The sequence below is a fragment of the Victivallis sp. Marseille-Q1083 genome (assembly GCF_903645315.1).
In the GTDB taxonomy this organism is placed as follows: domain Bacteria; phylum Verrucomicrobiota; class Lentisphaeria; order Victivallales; family Victivallaceae; genus UMGS1518.
The window spans coordinates 1-23,590 of the sequence record NZ_CAHJXL010000001.1 but is presented as its reverse complement, the minus strand read 5'-3'; the positions used below and the strand labels follow the sequence as shown (position 1 = coordinate 23,590).

The 23,590-nt window shown below is 57.9% G+C and carries 19 protein-coding genes and 1 pseudogene; 12 read left to right on the top strand and 8 right to left on the bottom strand.

The annotated features are described in order from the left end of the window. The first annotated feature begins 195 nt into the window (after window positions 1-195). From HWX74_RS00100 to HWX74_RS00090, 3 genes are all read left to right on the top strand, one after another. Window positions 196-1,494 carry a Mur ligase domain-containing protein gene (locus HWX74_RS00100; protein WP_176011581.1) on the top strand — a complete coding sequence of 433 codons (1,299 nt, stop codon included), beginning with the start codon at window positions 196-198 and terminating at the stop codon, window positions 1,492-1,494. A gap of 80 nt (window positions 1,495-1,574) precedes the next feature. Continuing rightward, on the top strand, window positions 1,575-2,738 hold the full coding sequence (locus HWX74_RS00095; protein ID WP_176011580.1) for a Gfo/Idh/MocA family protein: 1,164 nt from the start codon (window positions 1,575-1,577) through the stop codon (window positions 2,736-2,738). Between the two features lie 83 nt (window positions 2,739-2,821). Next, on the top strand, window positions 2,822-4,138 hold the full coding sequence (locus tag HWX74_RS00090; RefSeq protein ID WP_176011579.1) for a DUF5009 domain-containing protein: 1,317 nt from the start codon (window positions 2,822-2,824) through the stop codon (window positions 4,136-4,138). Window positions 4,139-4,186: 48 nt separating this feature from the next. Here the strand turns inward: HWX74_RS00090 and HWX74_RS00085 are convergent, their stop codons facing one another. The 5 genes from HWX74_RS00085 to HWX74_RS00065 all read right to left on the bottom strand — a co-directional run bounded on the left by HWX74_RS00085 (window position 4,187) and on the right by HWX74_RS00065 (window position 10,290). Then, the gene (locus HWX74_RS00085) at window positions 4,187-6,337 is read right to left on the bottom strand and encodes a DUF6259 domain-containing protein (RefSeq protein WP_176011578.1); all 2,151 of its coding nucleotides are present in this window, start codon (window positions 6,335-6,337) and stop codon (window positions 4,187-4,189) included. A 3-nt stretch (window positions 6,338-6,340) separates the two neighbouring features. After that, entirely contained in the window at window positions 6,341-7,063 is a 723-nt protein-coding gene (locus tag HWX74_RS00080) for a type II secretion system protein (RefSeq protein ID WP_176011577.1), read from the bottom strand. A 27-nt stretch (window positions 7,064-7,090) separates the two neighbouring features. Beyond that, window positions 7,091-8,182 (bottom strand): GntR family transcriptional regulator, encoded by a 1,092-nt coding sequence (locus HWX74_RS00075; RefSeq protein WP_176011576.1) that lies wholly within the window; start codon window positions 8,180-8,182, stop codon window positions 7,091-7,093. A 225-nt stretch (window positions 8,183-8,407) separates the two neighbouring features. Continuing rightward, the gene (locus HWX74_RS00070; RefSeq protein ID WP_176011575.1) at window positions 8,408-9,196 is read right to left on the bottom strand and encodes a class I SAM-dependent methyltransferase; all 789 of its coding nucleotides are present in this window, start codon (window positions 9,194-9,196) and stop codon (window positions 8,408-8,410) included. Continuing rightward, on the bottom strand, window positions 9,193-10,290 hold the full coding sequence (locus tag HWX74_RS00065; protein ID WP_176011574.1) for a GNAT family N-acetyltransferase: 1,098 nt from the start codon (window positions 10,288-10,290) through the stop codon (window positions 9,193-9,195). Before HWX74_RS00065 ends, HWX74_RS00070 begins: the two co-directional genes overlap by 4 nt. Before the next feature lie 136 nt (window positions 10,291-10,426). On the opposite strand from HWX74_RS00065, the gene HWX74_RS00060 reads away from it, so the two are divergent. Further along, window positions 10,427-11,215 carry an EI24 domain-containing protein gene (locus HWX74_RS00060; protein WP_176011573.1) on the top strand — a complete coding sequence of 263 codons (789 nt, stop codon included), beginning with the start codon at window positions 10,427-10,429 and terminating at the stop codon, window positions 11,213-11,215. Between the two features lie 11 nt (window positions 11,216-11,226). Here HWX74_RS00060 and HWX74_RS00055 read toward each other — a convergent pair whose 3' ends face one another. Then, window positions 11,227-12,018 (bottom strand): helix-turn-helix domain-containing protein, encoded by a 792-nt coding sequence (locus HWX74_RS00055; protein WP_176011572.1) that lies wholly within the window; start codon window positions 12,016-12,018, stop codon window positions 11,227-11,229. Window positions 12,019-12,184: 166 nt separating this feature from the next. On the opposite strand from HWX74_RS00055, the gene HWX74_RS00050 reads away from it, so the two are divergent. Together HWX74_RS00050 and HWX74_RS00045 are read left to right on the top strand one after the other, a co-directional pair. Further along, window positions 12,185-12,916 (top strand): prepilin-type N-terminal cleavage/methylation domain-containing protein, encoded by a 732-nt coding sequence (locus HWX74_RS00050; protein WP_176011571.1) that lies wholly within the window; start codon window positions 12,185-12,187, stop codon window positions 12,914-12,916. Window positions 12,917-13,092: 176 nt separating this feature from the next. Continuing rightward, the gene (locus HWX74_RS00045) at window positions 13,093-15,318 is read left to right on the top strand and encodes a right-handed parallel beta-helix repeat-containing protein (protein ID WP_176011570.1); all 2,226 of its coding nucleotides are present in this window, start codon (window positions 13,093-13,095) and stop codon (window positions 15,316-15,318) included. A gap of 13 nt (window positions 15,319-15,331) precedes the next feature. On the opposite strand, the gene HWX74_RS00040 is transcribed toward HWX74_RS00045, so the two are convergent. After that, on the bottom strand, window positions 15,332-16,366 hold the full coding sequence (locus tag HWX74_RS00040) for a LacI family DNA-binding transcriptional regulator (RefSeq protein WP_176011569.1): 1,035 nt from the start codon (window positions 16,364-16,366) through the stop codon (window positions 15,332-15,334). Between the two features lie 315 nt (window positions 16,367-16,681). On the opposite strand from HWX74_RS00040, the gene HWX74_RS00035 reads away from it, so the two are divergent. From HWX74_RS00035 to HWX74_RS00015, 5 genes are all read left to right on the top strand, one after another. Further along, a complete protein-coding gene (locus HWX74_RS00035) occupies window positions 16,682-17,473 on the top strand; it encodes a prepilin-type N-terminal cleavage/methylation domain-containing protein (protein WP_176011568.1) in 792 nt (263 codons plus the stop codon). 188 nt (window positions 17,474-17,661) lie between these two features. After that, complete coding sequence (locus HWX74_RS00030) at window positions 17,662-19,665, top strand: hypothetical protein (protein ID WP_176011567.1); 2,004 nt, start codon at window positions 17,662-17,664, stop codon at window positions 19,663-19,665. Between the two features lie 137 nt (window positions 19,666-19,802). Beyond that, window positions 19,803-20,288 carry an SGNH/GDSL hydrolase family protein gene (locus HWX74_RS00025; RefSeq protein WP_217704801.1) on the top strand — a complete coding sequence of 162 codons (486 nt, stop codon included), beginning with the start codon at window positions 19,803-19,805 and terminating at the stop codon, window positions 20,286-20,288. Further along, a complete protein-coding gene (locus HWX74_RS00020) occupies window positions 20,278-20,514 on the top strand; it encodes a hypothetical protein (RefSeq protein ID WP_176011565.1) in 237 nt (78 codons plus the stop codon). The genes HWX74_RS00025 and HWX74_RS00020 overlap by 11 nt, the downstream gene beginning before the upstream one ends. 47 nt (window positions 20,515-20,561) lie before the next feature. Next, entirely contained in the window at window positions 20,562-22,763 is a 2,202-nt protein-coding gene (locus HWX74_RS00015) for a hypothetical protein (RefSeq protein ID WP_176011564.1), read from the top strand. A 158-nt stretch (window positions 22,764-22,921) separates the two neighbouring features. Here the strand turns inward: HWX74_RS00015 and HWX74_RS20590 are convergent. Next, window positions 22,922-23,133 (bottom strand): annotated as a pseudogene (locus HWX74_RS20590) (hypothetical protein); the annotation flags it as partial. A 204-nt stretch (window positions 23,134-23,337) separates the two neighbouring features. Here HWX74_RS20590 and HWX74_RS00005 point away from each other — a divergent pair. After that, window positions 23,338-23,590 (top strand): hypothetical protein (locus HWX74_RS00005; RefSeq protein ID WP_176011563.1); only part of this gene is annotated, 253 nt, incomplete at its 3' end.

The window sequence follows — 23,590 nt, the reverse complement described above, 5'->3', positions numbered from 1 at the left end:
CGGAATAAATGTAGCCAGCGGTTCATCGGTTTTCAACCGGGCAAAAGGTATTTTTAAGGTGAAATATGGATCGGGGGCGGTTGGCCGGCTTTGACTTTTTTTGCTGTTTTCCTCACGGCGGGCGCTTTTAAATCGGCGGCGGTCATGTATGTTATTTAGGTATATGGAAGATATTTCAGCAACAGTGACGAAAAAATGGAAGCGCTCAGCGAACAACAGATTCACTTTATCGGCATCGGCGGCGCCGGGATGGCGCCGCTGGCGGAAATCTGCCTGGCCCGCGGTGCGGCGGTCAGCGGCTCGGATTTGGTCGAAAACGAAAAAACGCGCCATTTGAGACGGCATGGCGCGGCAATCGCTCCGCCGGGGCACGCCGCCGGAAACTTGCCGGCCGATGCCGGTTTGGCGGTCTATTCCTCGGCGGTGACGGCCGATAACCCGGAGTTGGCGTTGGCGCGCCGGCGCCGCCTGCGTTGTCTGCGGCGCGGTGAATTTCTTGGAGAAATCGGCCGCTGGTACCGGCGGCCGGTGGCAATCTCCGGCGCGCACGGCAAGACGAGCATCACGGCGCAATTGAGTTGGATCGTCCGCCAAGTTTACGGCGACGGGGCCGGTTATCTGATCGGCGGGGCGTTGCATGACGCCTCGGCGCCGGCTTCCCCGGCCGGCAATGGCGATATTTTCGTCACCGAGGGGGATGAAAGCGACGGAACCCATACCTGTTTCCGGGCGGCAATCGGCATCGTCAGCAACGTCGACAGCGATCATGCCTGGAGCGTCGGCGGGGTGGAGGCGCTGCATCGCAATTTTCAAACCTTTGCCGGCCGGGCCGGCCGGTTGATCTGCCTGGAATCGGCGTTGACTGCCCGGTTGTTTGCCGGACATCCCAACCGGCTGGTATTGCGGCCGGAGCGGTGTGAACAACTGGTCGCGGAATTGGGATTGGCCGGAAAATTTGCCGGCTTTCAGGCCTGGAACGCCGGTCTGGCGCTGTCCGCCGCGCTGGAGCTGGGCATTCCTCCGGAAACGGCGGCATCGGCGTTGCGGGATTTTCCCGGCGTCGCCCGCCGGATGACATGCCATTTTGAAAGCGGTGCGCTGGCGGTCATCGAGGATTACGCCCATCATCCGGTCGAACTGGCGGCTTCGCTGGCCTGGTTGCGGCAACGGTATCCGGCGCATCACCTGCGAATTTTGTTCCAGCCGCACCGCTTTGCCCGACTGCAACAGTATTTCGGGGAGTTTGCCGAAGTATTGCGCCGGGATTGCGACAGTTGCCTGATCGCCCCGGTCTTTGCCGCCTGGACCGAAAGCGGTCCGCTGGACAGCCGGCAGTTGGCCGAAGCGATCGGCGGCAAGGCGCAGGCGGTGTCGAATGACTGGCCGGCGGTGGCCGCCCGGCTGCTGGACGAACCGGCCCGGCCGCTGGTGATCGCGGTGATCGGCGCCGGCGATGTCGACGGGGTGCTGCAATGGCTGCCGCCGGGGCAGTGACGGCGGTTTGAAAGACGGATGTTTGACCAATCGTCATGAAAAATATCATTGAAAGAAAACGCAAAGGAAAAACAGCAGAAATGAAAACGATGAAGATCGGCATCATCGGTGTCGGCGGCCGCGGCGCGCACGCATTCAACGCGCACCATCCGGAACAGGGCGTGGAAATTGTCGCCGGAGCGGATGTCAGTTCAAAGGCGCTTGCCGCTTTCCGGGAAAAATTTCCGGATGCGCAGGCATTCGAGCATTATCAGGAGATGCTGGCGCTGCCGCTGGATGCGGTTTTCGTCATGTCGCCGGATTTCCTGCATGAGGAACACGGCCTGGCGGTGTTGAATGCCGGGAAAGCGCTTTATCTGGAAAAACCGATGGCGATTACGATCGAAGGGTGCGACCGGCTGCTGGAGACGGCGATGGCGACCGGCGCGAAGCTGTTCGTCGGCCACAATATGCGTTATTTCCCGGTCGTGCTGCAGATGAAAGAGATCATCGATTCCGGTCTGATCGGTGAAATCCGGGCCGGCTGGTGCCGTCATTTCATCAATTACGGCGGCGACGCCTATTTCCATGACTGGCATTCGGAACGGCGCAATACCACCGGGCTGCTGCTGCAGAAGGGGGCGCACGACATGGATGTCATGCACTGGCTGATGGGTTCTTACACTCAATCGGTGGTCGGCATGGGTTCATTGTCCGTTTATGACAAATGTCAGCGCCGTTCCCCGGACCAGCCCGGCTGCGCCCAGTGGTCGGATGAGAACTGGCCGCCGCTGGCGCAGACCGAGATGTCGCCGGTCATCGACGTTGAAGACCACAACATGGTCTTGATGCAGTTGGCCAGCGGCGCGCAGGCGGCTTACCTGCAATGCCATTATGCGCCGGATGCCGAGCGGAACTACACGTTTATCGGCACGCGGGGCCGGGTGGAAAACATCGGCGACAGCGGCAATTGCCAGGTGCATGTCTGGACGCGGCGCGGGCCTCGCTCGACGCCGGATATCATTTACAATCTCAAGGAAAAGAGCGGCAATCACGGCGGTTCCGACCCGGAGGCGGTGCAGAATTTCATCGATTTCGTCCGCGACGGCAAACCGACCAACGTTTCGCCGGTGGCGGCCCGCAATGTCGTGGCGGTCGGCGTGCTCGCCCATGATTCGATGCGTACCGACAACGGCCGGCGGGACATTCCGCCGCTGCCGGAAGCGCTGGTTCGTTATTTTGAAGCGGGACAGTGCCGGAAATAGGTGAGTGGCATAATTGGCAAAGGCGCCGGAACCGGCGCCTTTGCGCACCGTGAAATTCAACAGTGCAAGGAGGAGGGAGTTCAATGAGTAAGGAGAAGAAAAGTTCGGCGAAACTGCCGAGGGTGGAATCAATCGACCTGCTGCGCGGCTTGACGATGGTTCTGATGATTTTCGCCAATTTCGGTTTCATGGACGCGCCGTGGTATATGCGGCATTTTTATCCGTATGACGCATTTTTCGGCGTGACTTACGTCGATTTCATTTTTCCGATGTTCCTGCTGCTGATCGGCATTTCCATTCCGCTGGCGTTCCGCAAGTACGATGCGATGCCGCAGGGCAGGCTCAGGCTGCTGTGGCATATTCTGTTGCGCGGCTGTTCGATGTTGTTTATCGGCGTCCTGCTGATCAACGGGCCGGACGGCGGCAGGATGGGGGATTTCGGTCTGCTGCACGGTTTCTGGAATTGGCTCGGCGTGGCACCGGGGGAAGGGGCCTGGGCGACGTGGCGGGTGGTGGTGATGATCGGCATCATCCTGCTGTTTCAAACCATCCGCAACGAGAAGGCGCCGAAATATTTGTCGCTGCTGTTGCGGTTGCTCGGTGCGGCCATCCTGATTGCCTATATGGCGATTTTCCGGAACAGTGACGGCGGCTGGCTGACGCCCGGCTGGTGGGAGATCATCGGTTTGCTGGGGTGGGCCTACATGAGCGCCGGTCTGATTTACCTGTGGCTGCGCAAGTATCCGGAAATGATCTATCTGGCGCTGTTTGCGATGATCGCCCTGACGCTGGTCGGCCGGGCCGGCCATTTGAGCGCGATTCCGATCGTCAATGAATATTACGGATTCGTCGGCGGCTGTTCGATCATCACGCTGCTGGGCGTCGGTGTCGGGGTGATGATGCTGGCGCGGCGCGGCGATCATAAGGCGATGTTGAAAATGACGCTGCATTTCTTTCTGCTCTGCGCGTTGTGCACCTGCCTGCTGACGCCGATTTGCGGCCTGGAGCGGAATCCGGAAGAGTTCGCCAGACTCAAGGAATATTCCGATTATTGTTTCCTGTTCGGCTTGAACAAGAATGTCGCCACGCTGGGGTGGATGTTCATGACCGGTGCGATTTTTGCCCTGCTGTGGGCGCCGTTTTATTATCTCTGCGATATTCGCAACAGTGATTTCATCCTGATCCGCTGGCTGCGCGAACTGGGTTCGGTTTCGCTGACCGCCTATCTTTTCCAGTTTCTGTTCTTTGCGGTGCTGACGACGATCGGCGTCGGGGTGTTCCGCCACAATCCGGCTTATATGTCGATGTGGAGTTCCGCGTTGCTGTCGGTTGTCGTGACGATATTGCTTTGCGGGGTGACGATCCTATGCAAACGTTCGGGATTCAGCCTGAAGTTGTAGAAGAATAAAACAAAAGCAGCCCGGCGCACCGCCGGGCTGCCGCTCTGGTTATTCCAGGACAAAAACCTTCAGGCACCCGCCCGGCAGTTCCAGTTCGACCGGAGCTGCGGCCGGCCCCAGCAGCCTTTTACTGCCGTCCTGGTTCAGCTCGTAGACGTTTTTGCCTTCCGGCATAACCTCATATGCTTCGGCATTGAAGCGGAAAGTGGTCCGGTAATCCTGGTCGGCGACATTCGCAATGGCCGCCGCCAGCCGTTGCCCGTTCTCCGAACGCCACAGCGTCCCGTAATAAGCGGGATGTTTTCCGACTTTATCCGGCGGCAGTGACGACAGGTAGCCGGGCGTTTGAAATGCCAGCTCCAGTTCCGGTGAAGCCGGCGTAAACGTAACGGCATCGAGCAGCTCGCCGTCCAGGATGAAATCGGCCGCGGCGCGCCGCCAGGCGATCACCCGGCTGAGATAGCCGCGGCGTTCCGGGTTGTCGTCGACGGTGGCCGGATTGCCATGCAGCCAGCCGAGCCAGCCGGGTTGGATGTTCCACAGCAAACAGCGGCTGACGGCGGCCCGGAAGGTGGGCAGGGGATCTTCGGCGGTGACCGGCGAGCAGAAATAGATGGCGTATTGCTGGTAAGTTCCCATCAGCGACGGGAAATCGTTGCTGTAGGCCGGAAACCAGGTCAGGTAGCCGCTGATGACATCCAGATAAGGTTCGGCGGCGCATTCGCTGGTGATCAGCGTATCCGCGCCGTAGGCGGCGACCAGCGGTTCAAGCATTTCGCGGTAGGCCTCCACCCACCAGGTGCCGCCGCCGAGCGGATGGCCGTGCTCCGGATTGAAGCACAATACCGGCGCACTGGCGGCAATCTGATCCAGATAGACGGCTTTGACCTTGTGCTGTTCGACCAGCGTTGCAAAAGTCTCCCGGATCAGCCGGCGGAAATTCGGCTGGGTCGGGCAGACGGCGCCGAGCCGGATGCCGGAATTGTAATCCTCCTCGCGCGGCGTGCCGTCCGCCTGTACGGTCACTTCCCGCCGGCCGGTGGCGGCGTAGCTGGGCAGCGTCGTATCCCAGAGCCGCCCGTTGATGTACGGCATGACGATATCGCCGTCCTGCTGCAATTGCTCCACCGTGTCGGTGAAGCGGTCCTTGACCGGAAAATATTCGGGATAATGGTGATCAAACGGATAACGGTTCCACAAATACCAGTGCAGCGCCAGGGTTCCCTCCTGATGTTGCTGTTCAGCCTGGAAGCCGGCGGCGACCGCCTCCGGATCGCCCCAGATCAAGACCCACAACGCGATGTTTCGGGCGGCGGCGGGAACGTCCCGGCGCTCCTTGAGCTTGCCTTTGCGGGTCCACGGCTGCCGCAGCGCCCATTGCCGGTAGCGCCGGGTGGCGTGCCACGGCGTCGGACTGCCGGCCAGTTGCACGGCGAAGGCGGGCAGGCGCGACTGGCCCGGCAGCAGCGTATTTTCCGCATAGGTCTGCACCTGCAAACTGCCGTCGTCGTCCAGCTTGAAATATTTGCAGGCCGCCCCGCCGTCATGGATGCCGAGGTAAAGCCCGGCGCCGTCGCGGTAGAAGCCGAAAAATTGCAGTTGCGACTCCACGGATGGATAAGTGCCGTGTTCCGCTGACCTGACCAGCCGGCTGCCGAAGGTGCCGCGCGGGAAGAGCACTTCGTCTTCTGGTGTCGCCAGGGCGTTGGCGAAGCGCGGGAAGAACTGGGAATTGAAGGTGTGCACTTTGCTCTTCAACGTGGGGTGCAGCGTCATTTCCACTTCGCCGTCATCGGTTTCCCGAATCCGGCAGACGACCTGCAGCGCGTCTTTTTCCGGACCGAGGTCAATCTGGTCCCAGACCAACTCCAGGCCGCGCCGGCCGTCGATTGCCGTTTCCCGGCTGCTGCAAACCGCCGGGGTGTGATTGTCGACGGCCAGCGTGACCGCTGCGGTGTGGGAATGCGGCCTGATTGCCGCCGGTTCGCCGCCGGCGAATTCCAGTTGCCACAACGGGGCGTTTGCCGCCGGCGCCGGAAAGAATTTCTGGCCGGAGGCCAGATCGGTAACGCCGGTGAGGCCCATGCCGGCTTCCGGTGCGGCGAATTCGAGTTTCAACTTTTCAGTGCTGAATTCGACGGCGGCGAGCAAACCGGTGGTACAGCACAGGGACAAACCGAGCATCAACAGTTTCTTCATCGCTTACCACCACCGGGTCAGGAAGAGCGGCCGCGAGTAACCGTCGCCGGACCACGGCACCCAGTGATAATTCGGATCGTCGTCGGTCCAACTGGCAAATTCTCCGGCATTGAGCGCTTCGGCGTGGCCGTCGAACATGACCGCGTTGGCGCGCAGATTGTGACGGGCTCCGACCGCCTGTTCCGGCGCCGTACCGGGAGCCTGCGGATCAACGCCGCCCCAGACCGAAACGAACAATTGTTTCGTGGAATCGGCAAAATTGATCAATTGGGAAAGTTGTCCGCCGGCATTGATGAACTCGGACTCTTTCCGATAGCAGGGATTGCCGAAGCCTTCTCCCATGCCGACGGAACAGTGATTGATGCCGTAAGTCGGGTTCCAGGCGTCGATCGCCTCCCAGATGGTGGCGTAATTCATCGGAGCGCTCGGACAGAACAGGACCTCGTACCCGACATATCCCTGCAGGTAGGAGGCGTTATCGCCGGGAGCCCCCGGCCCGATGCAGTACGACCAGGTGACCGGACACAGTACCGGCATGACGTAGTCGTCAAAATCGTTGGAATAAAAACGGGCGGCCAGTCCGATCTGTTTTAAATTGGAAATGCATTTGATTCCCTGGGCGGCGGCTTTCGCTTTGCCCAGCGCCGGCAGCAGCATGCTGGCAAGAATAGCAATAATCGCAATTACGACCAGCAATTCAATCAATGTGAATTTGTGTTTTTTCATCGTTTGTTTCCTTTCGATGGTTGATGGTTAAAAAATCAGGAATTCGTTTGTTTCCTGGGATTTCAGTCTTTCCGTATGAAGCCAGATCGTGTGATCGGAGTGATCGCCGTCGCGGAATTTTCGTAACAAAGTGGAAACCGCAAGCTCACTTAACGCCTGGATGTCCACTTCATAAATACCGGTTTCCCGATAGGGCATATTCACTTTGATCTGCCGGTTCCGCATTACAACGATCTGCGGCAGATATTCCTGCCGCCGCCATTGCTGTCTGATCAATTCGGAGGTGAATCCCAATGCCATGATGTCATCACACAGCACCACGCCGTCGGGACGTTCTTCCGGAGCCAAATTCAGCAGCGTACGGGCAAATTTTTGACCGCCCTCCAAATCGTAAGCCTTGTAGAGCATGATTTCCGGCAGGTCGCGGTGGCGGGAATTGAACTCCTGCAGGATTGTTTCCAGCGGGAAATTGACTTCGCCGATCCAGCCTAATACCGCCAGGCGCTTGGCCTGGTTGTCCAGCAGCTCCTCCAGGGCCCGCCGGATAAAATCGCCGACATCGATGAAGACGCCGGATGGCATTTTCATCGGCGAACCGACAAAAAACGCTTCAAGTCCCGCTTGCCGTAACTCGTCCAACAATTTCGGATCGAGTTCAAGCAGCGTAATGACTCCATCGATCGCCCCTTTGCCGATCGCTGATTTCAGGCCGGGGAAAAAATCTGAATTTTCAGGCGGAGTCGAGTTATGGCGGCAGGGATACATCGTGCACAGGCAGCCGTTTTGCCGCAGAATATTTTGCAGCATGTGCGCCAGAGTCCAGTGAAACATATACAACTGATCAAATTGAAGAACCAGCAGGGCGATTGAGCGGCCGGGATGGCTGGTCGGCCGGGCTTCCCTGACGAAGACGCCGACATTGCGGCGGGGCTCCAGCACGCCGTCCGCCCCCAGCGCCTGAACCGCCCGGTGAACCGATGTGGAGCCGACGTTGAAACGCCGGCACAACTCCGCCTGGGCCGGAATTTTGTCGCCGACGGCCAGTTGGTTGTCCCACAGATAACTGAGAATCGATTGTTTGATCGATTCGGTTTGCCTGCCCAGATTTTCACCAAACATTGCGGTATTCCCATTCGAGAAATTGTTATTGTAATTCTTATATGGATTACTTCTTGCTGATATTATAGCGAAAAATTCGGAAAAAGTCAATACCCCGGAGAAAAAAAATGGCATTTTTGTCGATTTTTGTCGAAAAGTTTTTGCCGGGGCAGACGGCCAAATGACGCCGCCCGCCTGGCGGGGCGATTTCCGGCAGCCTTTTTTGGGGGGCGGGACGAAATACTCTTACGGGGACGGCCGGAACCGGAAGATCTCGATTTGAATTTCATGGCGCAATTGCAATGTGTCGGCGGTGAATTGCCGCAACAGTTGCCGGAGGTCCCGGTCGAAGGCCGCCACTTTTTCCGGCGGCAGCGAAGCGCCGATGCCGCGGCAGGTCCGGATGCGGCCGCACCAACCGTCGACCGAAAACGGCAGCGTTTCACGGTAACGGTGCAGGGTTTCCAATTCCAGCACCTCCTCCGTCCAATCCGGCAGGCGGTAGTCATCGACTTGATAACCGCCGCCGCTCCAGGCCGGATTGTAAGTCAGAACCAGTTGTTCGGTAGCGGCGATCACTTGGTCTTCCCGCGGCAGCCACTCCATGAAAATTTTGCAGAATCTGCCGTCCGGCTTCAGGAGGCGCTGCAATTCCCGGAGCAGACGCGGCCGGTCGAAATAATGGAAGCACTGGCAGGCGGTCGCCGCGTCGAACGCGTGCGGCGCAAATGGCGTTTGTTCGGCCGGAGTGACCAGATAGTCGATCGGCAGTCCGGCCGACAGTTGCCGGGCCGCGTCGATCTGTTCGGGAGAAATATCGATGCCGGTAAAATGGGCGCCGTATTGAACCATGAAACGGGGGATGACGCCGGTGCCGGTGCCGAGATCCAGCACTTCGCTGCCGGCTCGCCCGATGCCGAAATGCAGCAGCCTGGCATACAAGCTGGCCGGATAGATGTCCCGGTAGCGGGCATAGTCGGCAGCGGTACGGCCGAAATCGAACGGTTGGCCTTGATCGATGGCGGTGCGCTTCACCGTGTTTCTCCCGGACCGGCGCCGGAGGCGGAGTTGGCCGGCTGCAGGTTGAGTTGCCGGATTTCGGCCACGTCGCCGCCGTCGAGGCCGGCGTTCAGCAGGCATTCGGCGATGAAATCGGATTTGCGCCGGCAGTAGCCGTCGATGTCGTCTGGAAACTCCCGGGCCAACTGCCGTTTCAGGTCGCCGTATTCTCCGGCTGCCGCCGGGTGCCGGCGCAGATAATCGCGGAAACGCAGATGATTCAGCAGCGGCTGACTGCCGGCCCGGCAGACGTAGAGGTTGTGCATGAAATCAAGCTGCAGGCTTCGGGTGAAAGCCTCCCGGCCCGGCAGGCCGTAGTCGCCGACATGGCGGAACCCCAATTCCTGCAGCCGGGCGATGACTTCCGGCAGCCGGCTCCAGTCGGCGAGGATCAGGTCGGCGTCGATGACCGGTTTGGCGGCCAGGCCCGGGACCGCGGTACTGCCGACGTGTTCCAGTTGGAGGGGACAACCCGCCAGTAACGGCGCCAGATGATCGGCCAGCGCCCGGAAATCCGTTTGCCATTGCGGATCATATGGCAGCACCCGGACCAGCGGCGTCGATTTTTCATAAATCAGGTGAAGCATCGGTTTGCCGTAAACCTGTTTGACGTATTCACCGATCACCCGCATGCCGAGCCGTTCGGCAACCCGGCGGGAAGGGTGATTCTCCGGCCGGATGTCGGCGATGACCCGGTTGGCCGCCAGTTGGCGGAATGCGTAATCGACACAGGCCCGGGCTCCTTCGGTCGCGTAGCCCCGGTTGCGGCAGTCATGCCGGAGGAGATAGCCGACCCCGAGGTGGCGGCGGCCGTCGATCGTTTCCGGCAGCAGACCGATCTGGCCGACCGCCTGACCGCTGGATCGTTCGACGGCCAGCCAGTAGCCGTAACCGTACCGGCGGTAGTTGTTCTGCATCCGCTCGATCCAGCCGGTGACTTCCGCCTCGCTGAAAGTGCGTTCCCAGGCGTACATGGTGCGAATATCCTGCAGCATGGCCGCCGCCGCGGCATGATCGGTCTGTTCCAGTTGGCGTAACCGCAATCGTTCGGTTTGAAGAATTGTTTTCAAAAGCTTGTCCTCGTATGTTGAAACGGCAAAGTACTATAATTCCGTTCCGCGAAAAAGACAAACAGCGTTGCATTGCCCGTCCGTTGAGAGTATAGTATCTCCCGGACATCTTGAGAACGCAACGAAGGAGAATGGCATGTATTCTGCTGTCGAACGTTTCCGTCGAGGTGCCGGTCTGGTGCCGCGCGGCATCCGGCTGTTTTACGGCAACCGGCATTACTGGCCTTATGCGCTGTGGCCGATGGCATTGCTGCTGTTGCTGTATACGCTCGGGCTGGCCGGTTTGATCGGCTGGGGATTGCCGGAGGTGCTGGCCCTGCTGCCGGAAGGGCGGGAAACCGGCACTTTTCTGCAGTTGCTTTTCAACGTTTTGCGCTGGCTGGTCGGCGGAACGTTGCTGCTGACGGTGATTCTGCTGATGCTGCTGCTGGTCAGTACGGTATATGAGATGTTCGGTTCGCTGTTTTTCGACCAGTTGGCGGCAAAATTCGAGGAACTGCATTGCCGGAACCGGGTCGAAGTGCCCGGCTGGCGGCAGGGAATGCGTTTCATGCTGCAAAGCGTCTGCTTTTCGGCCGGCACGCTTGTCTGGGGAATCGGCCTGGGGATTCTCGGGCTGCTGGTTCCGGTGGTCGGACCGCTGCTGGCGGTGACGGTGGTCGGTTATCGTTTCGGTCTGACCTATTTGTTCAGTAGCTCCTTCAATCACGGCATCGGCGTGCCGGCCTTGCGCCGCCGCATGAAGTCCTGCCGCTGGGAAGTCCTCGGGTTGGGGGTGACCGCCTATCTGTTGCTGTTGATCCCGTTTGCCGCCATCTTTCTGCTGCCCGGTTTTACGCTGGCCGGGACGCTGCTGTTCTGCAATACCGTTTCCGCTCCGGAGAACGACCACTTCATATCGCCGGGCGTCCGTCCGGACCGTTGAAAGCGGGACGCTCAGTATTGCGCTTCGCGGGTGAGACGGCCGGGAGGAAAGCCGAACTCCTTTTTGAACGCCTTGGCGAAATGGAACTCATCGTAAAAACCGGCTTGCTGCGCGGTTTCCTTGACCGACTGGCCGTTCTTCAGCATCTCCCGGGCTTTGGTCAGACGCAAATTGCGCAGGTAGGAGCGCAGCGGCATGCCGAATTCCCTCGAAAAATGATGGGATAAATAGGAGGCCGAACAGCCCAGGTGGCGGGCCAGCTCGGCCAGGGTGATCTTCTGCCGCCAGTGTGCTTCGAGGTATTTTTCCGCGTGTACGCTCCAGTTGCGGCGGCGGAACTGAATCAGGTCGTGGCGGATGACGTATTCGCTGACGATTTTCAGCAGTTGCGCCATCGCCCTCATCTGTTCCTCGGTGGTCGGACGCAACTGCTGCAGCAGGGGATCGCCGGCGGTGTCCAGCCCGGCCGGCCGCATCTGGCCCAGCGTGATGGCGCCCATGTAGACGTTCTGCCGGTTCAGCAGTGGAATGACGCATTCGTACAGCCCGGCGTGGCAGCGGTAGATGACCGCCGTGCCGGTGGCGCAGGCTTGTTGGAGGTGGTCCCGGTCGCATTGGGTGCAGCGTTCCCAGAATGCCGGATCGCGCCGCCGGTTCGATTCGCAAAATTCAGACATTCCCGGCAGCCCCAGTCCGTCCAGCGGGGTGCCTTCCAAGCCGAAAACGCCGATGTGGACCTGCAGCAAGCCGGCGACCAGTCCCATCAGTTCCTTCATCACCTCGAAATTGACACTGTAATCCATCGCTCCGCGCTCCTTTCGCCGGTAAATATATCGCAAAAAATAAAGAAATGCCAGTTTTTACATGAAAAAGGGATATTCATACATTCCATTTCGCGGTTATTTTTGCTATACTACTCTTTATCGACACTATCAATCTCATTCGCCAAGTTAATGAAAGGACGGAACGATGAAAAGAGTTTTCACCTTGATCGAACTGCTGGTCGTGATCGCGATCATTGCCATTCTGGCCAGCATGCTGCTGCCGGCGCTGGGCCGGGCGAAAGCCGCCGCGCAGGGCATCAACTGTATTTCCAATTTGAAACAGGTCGGACTCGGCTGTTTCATGTATGCCGACGACAACGACGACTGGTCGCTGGCTGCCAATATCAGCAAAGATTGGACGAAGCCGTGGCCGGTGGCGCTGTATGAAGGCGGTTATCTGGCTGCCTGGAAGGCGATGCAGTGCCCGTTGCTGGCCGTCGATGTCAAGCCGGACGATTCCAAGGCGTGGAGTGACTGGTTCTGGGGAGTTACCGCTACCTACGGCATGCATATGACCACCTTCGGTTACAATCCCTATCTATTTAATGAGCCGAACTGGCACCCGAACAAGCACAGCGCCATCAGCGGCTTCGGCAACGACAGCAGACTGGTGATGGTGGCCGACAGCGTCAATGAGAATATTTCCTCCGGCAGCTCTTCTACAGGCCATGCTCTTTGTTATGGTAAAGTTTATCCCCGTTGGGGCTATATGGAGAATCAGAATGCTGCCCATGCCCGACATAATAATCGAGTCAATGCCGTATTTCATGATGGTCATGCAGCCGCAGTGGAGCCGTTGGTCATGATTGAAGTGGAAAGCTTTAATCCGTGTAATAATTGGGTTGGAGCCGGTCAATTAGGCATGTGGCTGAAATGATGGTGACTGCTGCCGTGAGAAGTCACTGCTGGCATTGGTTATTGAACGGAGTAATGATTATATCATTCTGGTCGGGAGTACTGTCTGGTCAGGAGCAAAATGCTTTCGTAGCTTCCAATCATGAAATGCAGGAGTGTATTGCGCCGTTTGCCGTCCGGAATCCGGAGGACGGGAATTTGCGAATCAATACGCGCACTTCCGACCGGGAATGGCAATGCGTCTGGCGGATTGCCGCCGGTGTTCTGAGTGCCGGCAAACGTTACCGGGTGGCGTTGTCGCTGCGGGTGCTGGAAGCGGCTGAGGATTCGCTGCTGCAGGTGCTGGTCCGGCAGCCGGACCGGCCGGACCTGGTACGTTATGATACCAAATTGCCATTGGAACACCTGGAGTTTTCCGTGGAGGTCCCGGCCGACGGCACCGGATATCAGTTGCAGCTTCATGCCAGGAAACAAATTCTGGCGCAAATCGATCGAATCGAGATAACGGAAATGGAAAATTGTGAAATAGAGTATCCGATCCCGGCGGCTCCGGTCGAGCCGTTTGCCGGCGAACTGGCCGGCTTGCCGACCGGGGCGCCGGAGTTTGAAATTGAACTGCCCTGTCCCGGCGGGGCGGCGGCGACGGTCAGGGCCGCCGATTTCGGCGTTTCGCCGGCGGCGGCCGACAATGTCGCCGCTTTGAACCGGGCGCTGGCCTATTGCCGGGAGACCGGGGCGGCGCGGTTGGAGTTGTCGCCGGGCATCTACCGCTTTACGTCGGACGACTTCATCCATCTGGAACGCTTGAAGGATTTCACGCTGGCCGGTAACGGGGCGACGCTGGTCTGGCATAAAAAAACCGGAGATCTGATTCATGTCGACGAATGCGAACGGATCAGATTGGCCGATTTCCAGGTGGACTGGGACTGGGAAACGGACCCGCTGGCCAGCTTTGTCCGGGTGGAGGCGGTGAATGCCGCAGCCGGATGGGTTGATCTCCATTTTATCGATTACGACGAATTTCCGCGGCGCGATGTCCGGGTTGCCGATCTCGAGGAACTCGACCCCGGCACGATGTCGGTCGGCGTCGAGAACGGTTTGAATGCCGGCTTCGAGTGGACGCGCGGTGTCAGTCCGGCATTTGGCAAGCGATGGCTGTCGGGCAATCTGCTGCGGGTGAACCTGGCCGGACAACCCGGTTTTCTCGACCGGCTCCGGGTCGGGCAACTGTTCCGGATGCGGCATGCCGTTTATGATATGAACGGTATCGTTCTGTGGCAGAACCGTCACTTGACGCTGGAGAATGTCACGGTTCATTCGGCGCCCGGGCACGCCTTTCTGATCGGCGGCAAACAACAGTACTGGCAGTTCCTGCGCACCCATGTGCGGCCGCCGCGGGAAGGGCGCCGCCGGCCGGTCACTTCGACTGCCGACCATTGCCATGTCGCCAACTCGCGGGGGTATTTCAAGATGATCGGCTGCGAATTCACCCTCGGCGGCGACGACTGCCTGAACGTGCATGACAATTCCGCCTTCGTCACCCGGCATTCGGAACGGGAAGTGAAGCTGTGGCGTGACGGCATGCTGGAGGAATTTCAAATCGGCGACCCGATTGAATTGCGCCATGCCGATTATGCGCCGACCGGATTCCGGGCGCCGCTGGCCGGCACCCGCCGCGACGAAACCGGCGCTTATCTGGTGTTTGACCGCGAGCTGCCGGCGCAGCCGACGGACGGCTTCGTGGCGTTCAACTGGAAATACGACACGGCGAATATCCTGATCCGGGATTGCTTTTTTCACGACAACCGGGCGCGCGGCCTGCTGCTGCTCGGCCGGAACATCACTGTCGAGAATTGCCGCTTCGTCCACAACCAGATGGGAGCGATCAAGATCGAAACCGGTTATACCTTCAATCTCTGGAGCGAAGGATATGGCGCGCGGAATATCGTCGTGCGCGGCAACTCGTTCGATACGGTCAATCCGTCCGGGACCGCCTACGGCGGCAAAGAACGCGATATTTACATCGGCGTCTATCTGAAACAGGACCCGACGCTGGAACGGACCAACTATCCGATCATTCGAGATATCCTGTTCGAAAACAATCGTTTCAGCGATTCCTTCGGTTTGGTCGCCTACGTGTCGAGTGCCGCCAATGTGACCTTTCGCGGCAACAGCTTCCGCAACCCGACCTCCCGCCGGCGCAATCAGCCCTACCGGGCGGCGATTTTTGCGGCCTATGCCGATGGCGTAACGGTGGTGAACAACCGCTGGGAAGCTTCACCGTGGGTGGAACCGCGTCTCCTTTGCGACCCGGAAACGACCCGGAATATTCTGCTGGCCGGCAATGCGGTCGTCCCGGCCGTCCCGGGTGAAAACGCCTCCATAACGGCGGATGAGCCGTCCTGGCAGACGGAATTGCAGTGAAACCGAAGCCGAATCAGCCGGCGCGCCCGGCAGCCGGCGGGACGCCGGTCGTCGCCCGTTCGATCAACTGAGTTTTCAGTTTGACGATTTCGCCCGGCTGGCCGTCAATCATCCGGATCAGCATTCCGGCGCCGGTCTGGCCGATTCTGGTTTGCGGCTGGGCGATCGTCGTCAGCGGGTGGCCGGCCTGCATGCCGGCGACGTCCAGATCGTCGTAGCCGATGACCGACAGCTCCTCCGGCACCCGGCGACCGAGTCGGAAGGCGGCGCGCAGCACGCCGATTGCCGCATAGTCGCTGCAGGCGGCGATCGCGGTGATTTCCGGATAATTGGTCAATAGATCCAGAGCGGCCGATTCGCCGTCCTCCGGCGAGCTGGAGGTGCAGCGCTGGTGGTCGCCGCGGACCGGGGCGCCGGTTGCCGCGCAGACGTCAAGAAAACCCTGGCGCCGTTCGGCGAAGGCCGGAGAATTGCCGTGATAAATCAATCCGATATGACGATGGCCGAGCTTCAACAGATGACCGGCCGCCTGGCTGCCGCCCAACTGGTTGTCGACGATGACGCAGTCGCGCCGGAAGCCCGGCAGGGACGACATCAGCAGCACCAGCGGAACTTTCTGTTCATCGGCAATCTCGCTGTAAATTTCCGCCAGGTCGAAGGTCGGGAAGGTGATGATGCCGTCGACTTTGCGCCAGACCGCCTGTTCCAGCGCCCTGATTTCGCCTTCGCGGCCGCCGTCGGCGTTACACAGCAGCAGCGCGAAGCCGTGCTCCTGGGCGACGCTCTCGATGCCGGCAACGATCTTGCAGAAAAAACTCTGGTTGACATACGGCAGCACCGCACCGATCAGCATGCTCTTTTTCAAAACCAGCGACCGTGCCGCCGAATTGGGGCGGTAATTCATCTTCTTGGCGGTCTCCCGGATCAAGGCCCGGGTCTGCGGCGCCAGTTGGCCGGTGCCGTTCAGGCCCATTGAGATGGCATTGGCCGAAAGCCCCAGGACCTGAGCGATATCCTTGAGGGTCACGTTGCGACTGTGCTTGTTCATTATGATGATCTCTTCCGGTAATTATCTTACAGTATTATACCAAAATTTTCTGATAAAATCAAGTCCCGGTGCAGTTTTTGTCATAAAAAACTTTAACGTTAAAATAACAAAAAGAATTTTCTGCCGCAGATTTGACCTTGCGGAGAAATAATTTTCACTTTTTTTATCTTTGCCTCTTGCCTTTGCAGGAAAAATTTGCTATAATTAACCATTGTTATCCCTTGTCACACCGCTGACGGCGGATTTAAAAATTATTTACTTTAACGTTAATGTTGATGTCATGGACCGAAGATTTTAACAGGAAAGGAAGAAAACATGAGAACCACGTTGCACCAAGCCATCGATTCCAGCCTATCCCGGAATGTTTGGAAGGCGAATAGAAAATTTACACTGATAGAATTGTTGGTAGTGATTGCGATTATTGCCATTCTTGCTTCGATGCTGCTGCCGGCCCTGGCCAAGGCGAAAGCCAAGGCGCAAGCGGTCGCCTGCATCAATAATTTGAAACAAATCGGTCTGGCGACAATGGTTTATGCCAACGATTACGGCGATTATATTCCGCCGCTGAGTGATGTCGGCAGCTACGGCGGCACTGCGACGGCCTACTGGAACGAATTGTTGATGACTGACGGCCTGACGATCGATGCATTCGTCTGTCCGAGCCAGGACTGGGGCTCTTACCCGTCACTGGCCCACCTGCGGACCCAGACGCCATGTACCGGAAACGGTGAATTTCTCTATGCGAGCAGCTATGGAACGCCGCAATCTCTGTACCGCAATTCGGAAGCCGGCAATCATCCCGACCGGAAACTGTCCGCGGCGGTGTCGCCGAGTTCTACCGTGTATATCGTCGATGCCACGACAATCGGCAGTGCCGACGGCAACACCCGGACAACCTGGATTTATCATTATTGGGTGGATGCCGGCTGGGCCGGAACGGTTTACGGGAGGCATAACGGCGTCGCCAATACCGCTTTTCTGGATGGTCATGCGGAAGCGAAACAGACTGCCTGCGGCAACTTTCCTTATTCGAGTTCCCGCAATCCGTATCTGTCCGGTTTCAGCGATCCACGCCCGGACACCCGCGGCGGTCTGTGGTATCCGTAGGAAAAAACAACAGGCCTTTCTCTCCGGACTGGCGGCCGCTTGAAAAAGCCGGTTCTCCCGGCATTTCGTTTGTTGACTGGCGGCTGCCGGAGAAGAAATTGTCTGAGACAGATTGAATTTCGCATATCCATTATATAGAAAGAAAGAGTATGTCGATCTTGAAAAAATTAATTGCGGGCGGAATGTTGTTGACAGGCCTTTGGGCGATTGGGGCCGAAGCGTTTACTCCGATTCAATCCGATCCGTTCAAAGCTGCTTGGCGTTTCGTTTGGATTACCGAAGAGGCTTTCAGTTATACCGACGAGGATTTCGATAAAATTGCCCGGGGATTTGCCGAAAACGGCACCACTCATGCGATGAGTTTCAACTCCTGGCATTATGTTTTCAACTATTACAACCATTTTGACAAGCTGGCGGAAGTCTGCGGCAAATTTGCCAAAGCTTTCAACAAATACGGCGTCAGCTTCACCGAGCACCATTCCAGTATCATTCTTTATTATACGCTCAGAGAGAACGATTCGGAACGCGGCAAAAATTTGGCGCTTCAGTATTGGAAAAATTACGAACGCGACATGGCTCTGGATTCCGACTGCCACGGCGTGGAACTCGGCTCGCTGTTGCAGGTTTCCGTCCGAACCGGCGAGCCGGTGTTTTTTGATATTTATCATAATTTCAACATGTGTCCGAACAATCCGGATTGGCGGCGCATCTATTTTGATTTTCTGCGGCAGCTCTACGCCGAGGGCATCAACGGCCTGTTGGCCGACGATCTCGGTTACAACAACGACGGTTGCGGCTGTGAACACTGTCGCCGCCTGTTCCATGAGAGGACTGGCCTGACGCTGCCGCCGCCTGAGCAGTGGGACGAGGTGATGGCCGATACCGATTCCGAACTTTATCTGGCCTGGCAGCATTTCCGTTATCTTTCGATCCTGGAGACGCGCCGGAAGATCGCCCGCACCTACAAAGACCTTGGCTTGCAGCTGGTCGATCCGATCTATTCGGCCTGGGGCGTTGCCTGGCGTTGTCCGAATCCGCATGTCGTCGATGAATATCCCGACCTTAATTTCATCTTTCAGGAGTGTTGCGGCGGCGCGATCCGTTATTCGTGGCCGGAGTACGTCACCGATGCCCGGCAGCGGACGATGATCGGCCGTTGGAACAACGCGCCGACGATGAGTTTATATTATCCGGAAGACCAGCAGCAGGCCGAATTTGCCTGGATGCTTTGTCTGTACAGCGGTCATCTGTTTTTTGCCGAAAGCCGCGCCAACGATAGTTTTCCGGAACGTCCGATGCGTGATTTCGAAAAGGCGCACGGCGATGCGTTGTCCGGCTATGAGATGCCGGCCCGGATCGCCATTTACGATTCGGCGCAGGGGCGCCATCTTGATTTGAAGTTTCCCGCCCTGTCCGCCGGCATCGGCGAAGCGCTGATTTTTGAAAATGTACCGTTCAACTATGTCGGCTTTCGCGATTTTGCTCCGGAGTTACCGGAACAGTACGAAGTGTTGATCGTGCCGGAGATTCGTTTCCTGCGCGACGAGGAGATCGAGAATTTCCGTCGATTTGCCGCCCGGGGCGGCAGACTGCTGTGGCTGGGCGAGTCCGGGATTCGCTCCTACGATCATTACGCCTGCCGTTCGAAGGAACAATTGGAGCAGTTGCTCGAAACGGACAAGAACGAGGTCGTATTCCTGGATTCCGACGCTTTGAACGTACGTTTTATCCCGCGGGTGCTGGTGGTCTGGGCGCCGCCGATTCCATTGGCCGATTGGCAGCGGCCGACGCCGGAAGAGATTGCCAAACGCAAAGAGGTAGTCGCCTATTTGCAGGGACTGCTGACCGGGCCGAGGGATATTGTTGCCGATGTGCCGGAAAATTTGCTGATTTCAAGTTTGATCAATCCGGACAATGGCGGCTGGACGGTTCATTTGTTGAATGCGGTCGATACGTTCAATGATCCGGAAAATTCCGATGTTTACCGGTCGACCGATCCGGTTCCGTATCCGCCGATCGGGGCGTTTTCCGTCACATTGCGCAAGCCGGTCGACCGGGTGATTGCTTCAGCAGTCGGTAATTCGCTGTATGGTGAAACCGTGGAGTTGCCGGTAAAGGACGAGGGGGAAACGATTACATTGTCCGTGCCGGCTGATACGCTCAAGACGCATCTGGTGATCGAATTGCAATAAGCAAATAAAGATTCTTGCCGCTTCCGGAACGCATGTGTCCGGAAGTGGCGAGGAAGAAGGTAGACATTTTATTTGAATGGCTGATTTTATCATTGGCCCGGATTCGACGCACAAAAAAATGCAGCGAGAGAAAACAGATGAAAATCGAAGAACTCGACCCGAATATGGCCGATAAGCCGGAGGTTGAAATCAGCGAAGGGGTGGATTATCTGGCCAACCATACTGCCGGCGGCCAGATTCGTTTCCGCTCCAACTGCCGCAAGCTGGTGCTCAAGGCCGATTTGGGAATTTCCGAATTCATGCCGCATATGGCGCCGCAGCCGTATGTCAGCGACCGGCCGGTCATCGTCTACGGCACTTCGATCACCCAGGGCGGCTGCGCCTCCCGGCCGGGCAGTTGCTATACGAACATCCTCAGCCGGAAACTCAACCGGCCGCTCCTCAATTACGGCTTTTCCGGCAACGGCCAGCGGTGCGAAGAGGGCAATTCGCTGAGTGACTGGATGATCCGCTACCGGGATATCCAGAAAAATACCGTCGAGGCCTGCCGGGCGGCCGGCGACCGGAATAGCTATTTTCTCGACGGCGGCGACGGAAGGCGATCAGGTGGTCATGACCTTTGATAATACGGCAGAACTGGTTGCGGGCGTCGGAACCGCCGTCTTTGAAGTGGCCGGTACCGACGGCCGGTGGGTCGTGGCCGCTCCGGAGTTGGCCGGTGCGCAAATCCGGCTCCGTGCCGGCGGCGTTGAATCGCCGGCCATGGTGTGCTACGGCTGGCACACTGCTGCGACCGCCAGTGTCAAGGCTGCTGAATCCGGCTTGCCGCTGGGTTGTTTTTTTTGTTGATTTGAACGGGGAAAATAATCGATAACCAAATCTATTCGGAGAAGTTGATGAGACGAAACAAAAAATGGTGTTGTGGTCTGCTGGCCGGCTCGCTGCTGGTCGGAGGCGCTTGGGGCGGAGGGGAGGTTCAGCGGCCGGAGGGATATGTCGTCTGGCCGGAAATTCCGCGTTTCGAAAATCGCCCTTATCATGCCCAATGGGGATTTTTCTGGTTCAACGAACAGGAAATCTGGTATGCGCAGCCGGAGTGGTACGACCAACGGGCGCAGCAGTTCGCCGATGCCGGCATCACCCACGTGATGACCTTCAGCAACACTCATTTCCGCTGGAGTTTCCGGCGGCACTTCGATCGGATCAATGACGCGCTGGCCCAGGTGGTGCGCGCCTGTCACGCCCGGGGCATCCGGGTGGTCGAGCACCACTCCTGCAATCTGCTGTTCAATTTCGCCGATGAAGCCGGCCGGCAGGCGCATCTGGCCAACGAGGGCAAACTGTGGCCGGGCTATGCGGCCGATATGGCGCTGGACAGCCGGATCGACGGCGTACCGCTTGAGGATTTGCTGCAGTATGCCGGATCGACCGGCAAGCCGTTCTATAACTTCTATACCGCCTTTACGATGTGTACGAACAATCCCGATTACCGCCGCAGTTACTTCAAATATCTGGAAGATGTTTACGCGACCGGCGTCGACGGCATCATGACCGACGATGCCCAGTTCCTCAGTGAAGACTCCTGTGCCTGCCGGCACTGCCGGAAATTGTTTCATGAACGGACCGGTTTCGAGCTGCCGCCCGGCGGCGACGGGGAGGCGTGGAAAGCATTTCTGGCCGACCGCGATGCGCCGCGTTATCTAGCTTGGAGAAAATTCCGTCACGACAGCATCCTCGATTTCCATCGGGCGGTGGTCGCCCATTACCGTTCGCTGAATCTGGATTTATTGCGGCCGAATTACAGCGCCACATCGATTACCTGGATGGCGCCGTGGGGATTCGTATTCGACGAACTGCCGGAACTGGATTGGGGCTTCCAGGAGTGTTTCGGCGGCGCGGTGCGTTATTCCTGGCCGGAATTCCTGTTCGAGGCCCGGCATCGCAGCATGATTTGCGACCGGCGTGCTATTCCGGCGATGTCGCTGTGGTATCCGCGAACCGAAAATCTGCAGCGTCTGACCTGGGCGATGTCGCTCTATTCCAACCACAAATATTTGAACGGCGGCGTCGGGGCGCCGGGCGGCAGTGAGTTGACGCTCGAGTCGGAAAAGGGGTTGCGCACTTTTGAAAAAGAACATTTCAAACTGTTGAATGAATTGATGCCTCATGCCGAAGTGGCGCTGTTCGACAGCGCGGCGAACCGGGAACTCTACAGTCGATACAACGGGCGCGGCAATGTGCTTTCCTGCGGGTTGGCGCACAGCATGCTGCATGGCAATCTGCCGTTCCGGGTGGTGGGCGGCCCCGAGCTGGTGGCCGGTTTGGAGGAGATCAAATTATTGATCGTGCCGGATACGGTATTCCTGACCGATGCGGAAATCGTCGATTTGGGCCGTTTTGCCGCTGCCGGCGGCACGCTGCTGTGGACGCTTGGCAGCGGCATGAAGGACCCGGAAGCGTTGGAGCGTCACCGCTCCGGGCGGGTATTGGCTGAGCTGTTGGGACTTGGGGAGACGGAATTGCCGGCGCCGCCCGCTGTTTTGCCGCATGGCAGAGGGAGGATTGCAGTGGAAGAATATGACCGGCTGCTGGCGCCGTACAGCGGCCGCTGTGTCGCCTGGGACGGTTCCGGCAAGCGGGTGGAGTTTCAGTTGCCGACCGAAGCGGACAAGGTCAGACAGCGGCAGCTGCTGGAGCGGCTGGACGAATGGCTGCCGGACGGTTCGGTCATTCGGCTGCAAAGCGCACCGGAAGGCCTGCTGGCATCAAGTTATTACGACCCGGCCGGAACGCTGGTCATGCACCTGGTTAACGCCGCCGGTACGCTGGCGAAGCCGGATGAGGAATTGTTCGGAGAAAATGACCCGGCGCCGTTTGCGGTGATTGAAAATTCGATCGAAATCGCGCTGCGGAAACCGGCGGCGTTGGCCGCCGTCAAATATCCGCAAGCCAGCTTCCACCGCCTGGGGGCGGAAACGCTGACCGTGCCGGTGACGGAAGCGGAAGGCTGGTTGAAATTGACCTTGCCGCCCGGCATTTTGAAAGATTATATTCTGGTTGAATTCCGGCGTGAAAACCGGCCGTCGCATTTAAGATAGCGGTCAATGGCGGACGCCGTGAAGTGAAGGATGTCAGCGGTTCCGGAGAGGAAAATCTGGAAGTCGTGCAGGGCGGCAATTGAAGTTTGTCGATCAACCGAACCGTGGTAACCATGAAACCGAAAGGAAACGGCAGAAAAGAATCTGGCAGACTCGTTTTTTCCCCTGTCCGTGGGATTGGGGCCGACAGCTTCCAAGGCGAGCGGGGCTTTGCTCTGCGTACCGTCGGCGGATTGCCATTCCCAATAATCCCGGTTCGGAGCACATAAACGATGGCCGAAAAATAAAGCTGGTCGCGATAGCGGGACTTCTTGCCTCCATCAGGCTTACGGCGATACTGCTTCCCCAATACGCGAGGATGAATTGGAATATTCGGTTCATCAGGCCGTTCGCCGGGCTTCCAACACTGCGTCACCGTTTGGCTGCCGGCTCAGCGTCGCAACAGTGACTGCAGGAGCGGCATTATGATTTTATCAATTAATGAGCTATTAGTCTGTTATTGTTCTCTTGGAATAAATTTAGCATTTTAAACCTTGAAATCCACCTTTTTATCGAAAAAAGTGCGATAAAGCCCATGGAATATGGGAAAAAAATAGAAAAAAATGTTTTGATTGAAGGAAAATTTAAAATTTCATGTTATTATAGTAATGCATTGACGGGGCAACTCAAGGCGAAGGGAATGGGAATGAGATTGGGAAAAAAGCTGCTGCCATTGTTGGTGGTGCTGGCAAGCTGCAGTGGCGTGTATGGAGCTAATGACAACAATCCGCCGACTTGTGATCATCCGCTTTCCAAGCGAGTTACGAAGTATGAGAATTTTCGGGTAA

What these genes read in the sequence shown, in the direction of transcription:
- HWX74_RS00020 (WP_176011565.1), top strand. Translation starts at nt 20,278, where the DNA reads ATGACCTTTGATAATACGGCAGAACTGGTTGCGGGCGTCGGAACCGCC.
- HWX74_RS00015 (WP_176011564.1), top strand. Translation starts at nt 20,562, where the DNA reads ATGAGACGAAACAAAAAATGGTGTTGTGGTCTGCTGGCCGGCTCGCTG.
- HWX74_RS00100 (WP_176011581.1), top strand. Translation starts at nt 196, where the DNA reads ATGGAAGCGCTCAGCGAACAACAGATTCACTTTATCGGCATCGGCGGC.
- HWX74_RS00025 (WP_217704801.1), top strand. Translation starts at nt 19,803, where the DNA reads ATGAAAATCGAAGAACTCGACCCGAATATGGCCGATAAGCCGGAGGTT.
- HWX74_RS00060 (WP_176011573.1), top strand. Translation starts at nt 10,427, where the DNA reads ATGTATTCTGCTGTCGAACGTTTCCGTCGAGGTGCCGGTCTGGTGCCG.
- HWX74_RS00055 (WP_176011572.1), bottom strand. Translation starts at nt 12,018, where the DNA reads ATGGATTACAGTGTCAATTTCGAGGTGATGAAGGAACTGATGGGACTG.
- HWX74_RS00040 (WP_176011569.1), bottom strand. Translation starts at nt 16,366, where the DNA reads ATGAACAAGCACAGTCGCAACGTGACCCTCAAGGATATCGCTCAGGTC.
- HWX74_RS00090 (WP_176011579.1), top strand. Translation starts at nt 2,822, where the DNA reads ATGAGTAAGGAGAAGAAAAGTTCGGCGAAACTGCCGAGGGTGGAATCA.
- HWX74_RS00085 (WP_176011578.1), bottom strand. Translation starts at nt 6,337, where the DNA reads ATGAAGAAACTGTTGATGCTCGGTTTGTCCCTGTGCTGTACCACCGGT.
- HWX74_RS00075 (WP_176011576.1), bottom strand. Translation starts at nt 8,182, where the DNA reads ATGTTTGGTGAAAATCTGGGCAGGCAAACCGAATCGATCAAACAATCG.
- HWX74_RS00095 (WP_176011580.1), top strand. Translation starts at nt 1,575, where the DNA reads ATGAAAACGATGAAGATCGGCATCATCGGTGTCGGCGGCCGCGGCGCG.
- HWX74_RS00080 (WP_176011577.1), bottom strand. Translation starts at nt 7,063, where the DNA reads ATGAAAAAACACAAATTCACATTGATTGAATTGCTGGTCGTAATTGCG.
- HWX74_RS00050 (WP_176011571.1), top strand. Translation starts at nt 12,185, where the DNA reads ATGAAAAGAGTTTTCACCTTGATCGAACTGCTGGTCGTGATCGCGATC.
- HWX74_RS00035 (WP_176011568.1), top strand. Translation starts at nt 16,682, where the DNA reads ATGAGAACCACGTTGCACCAAGCCATCGATTCCAGCCTATCCCGGAAT.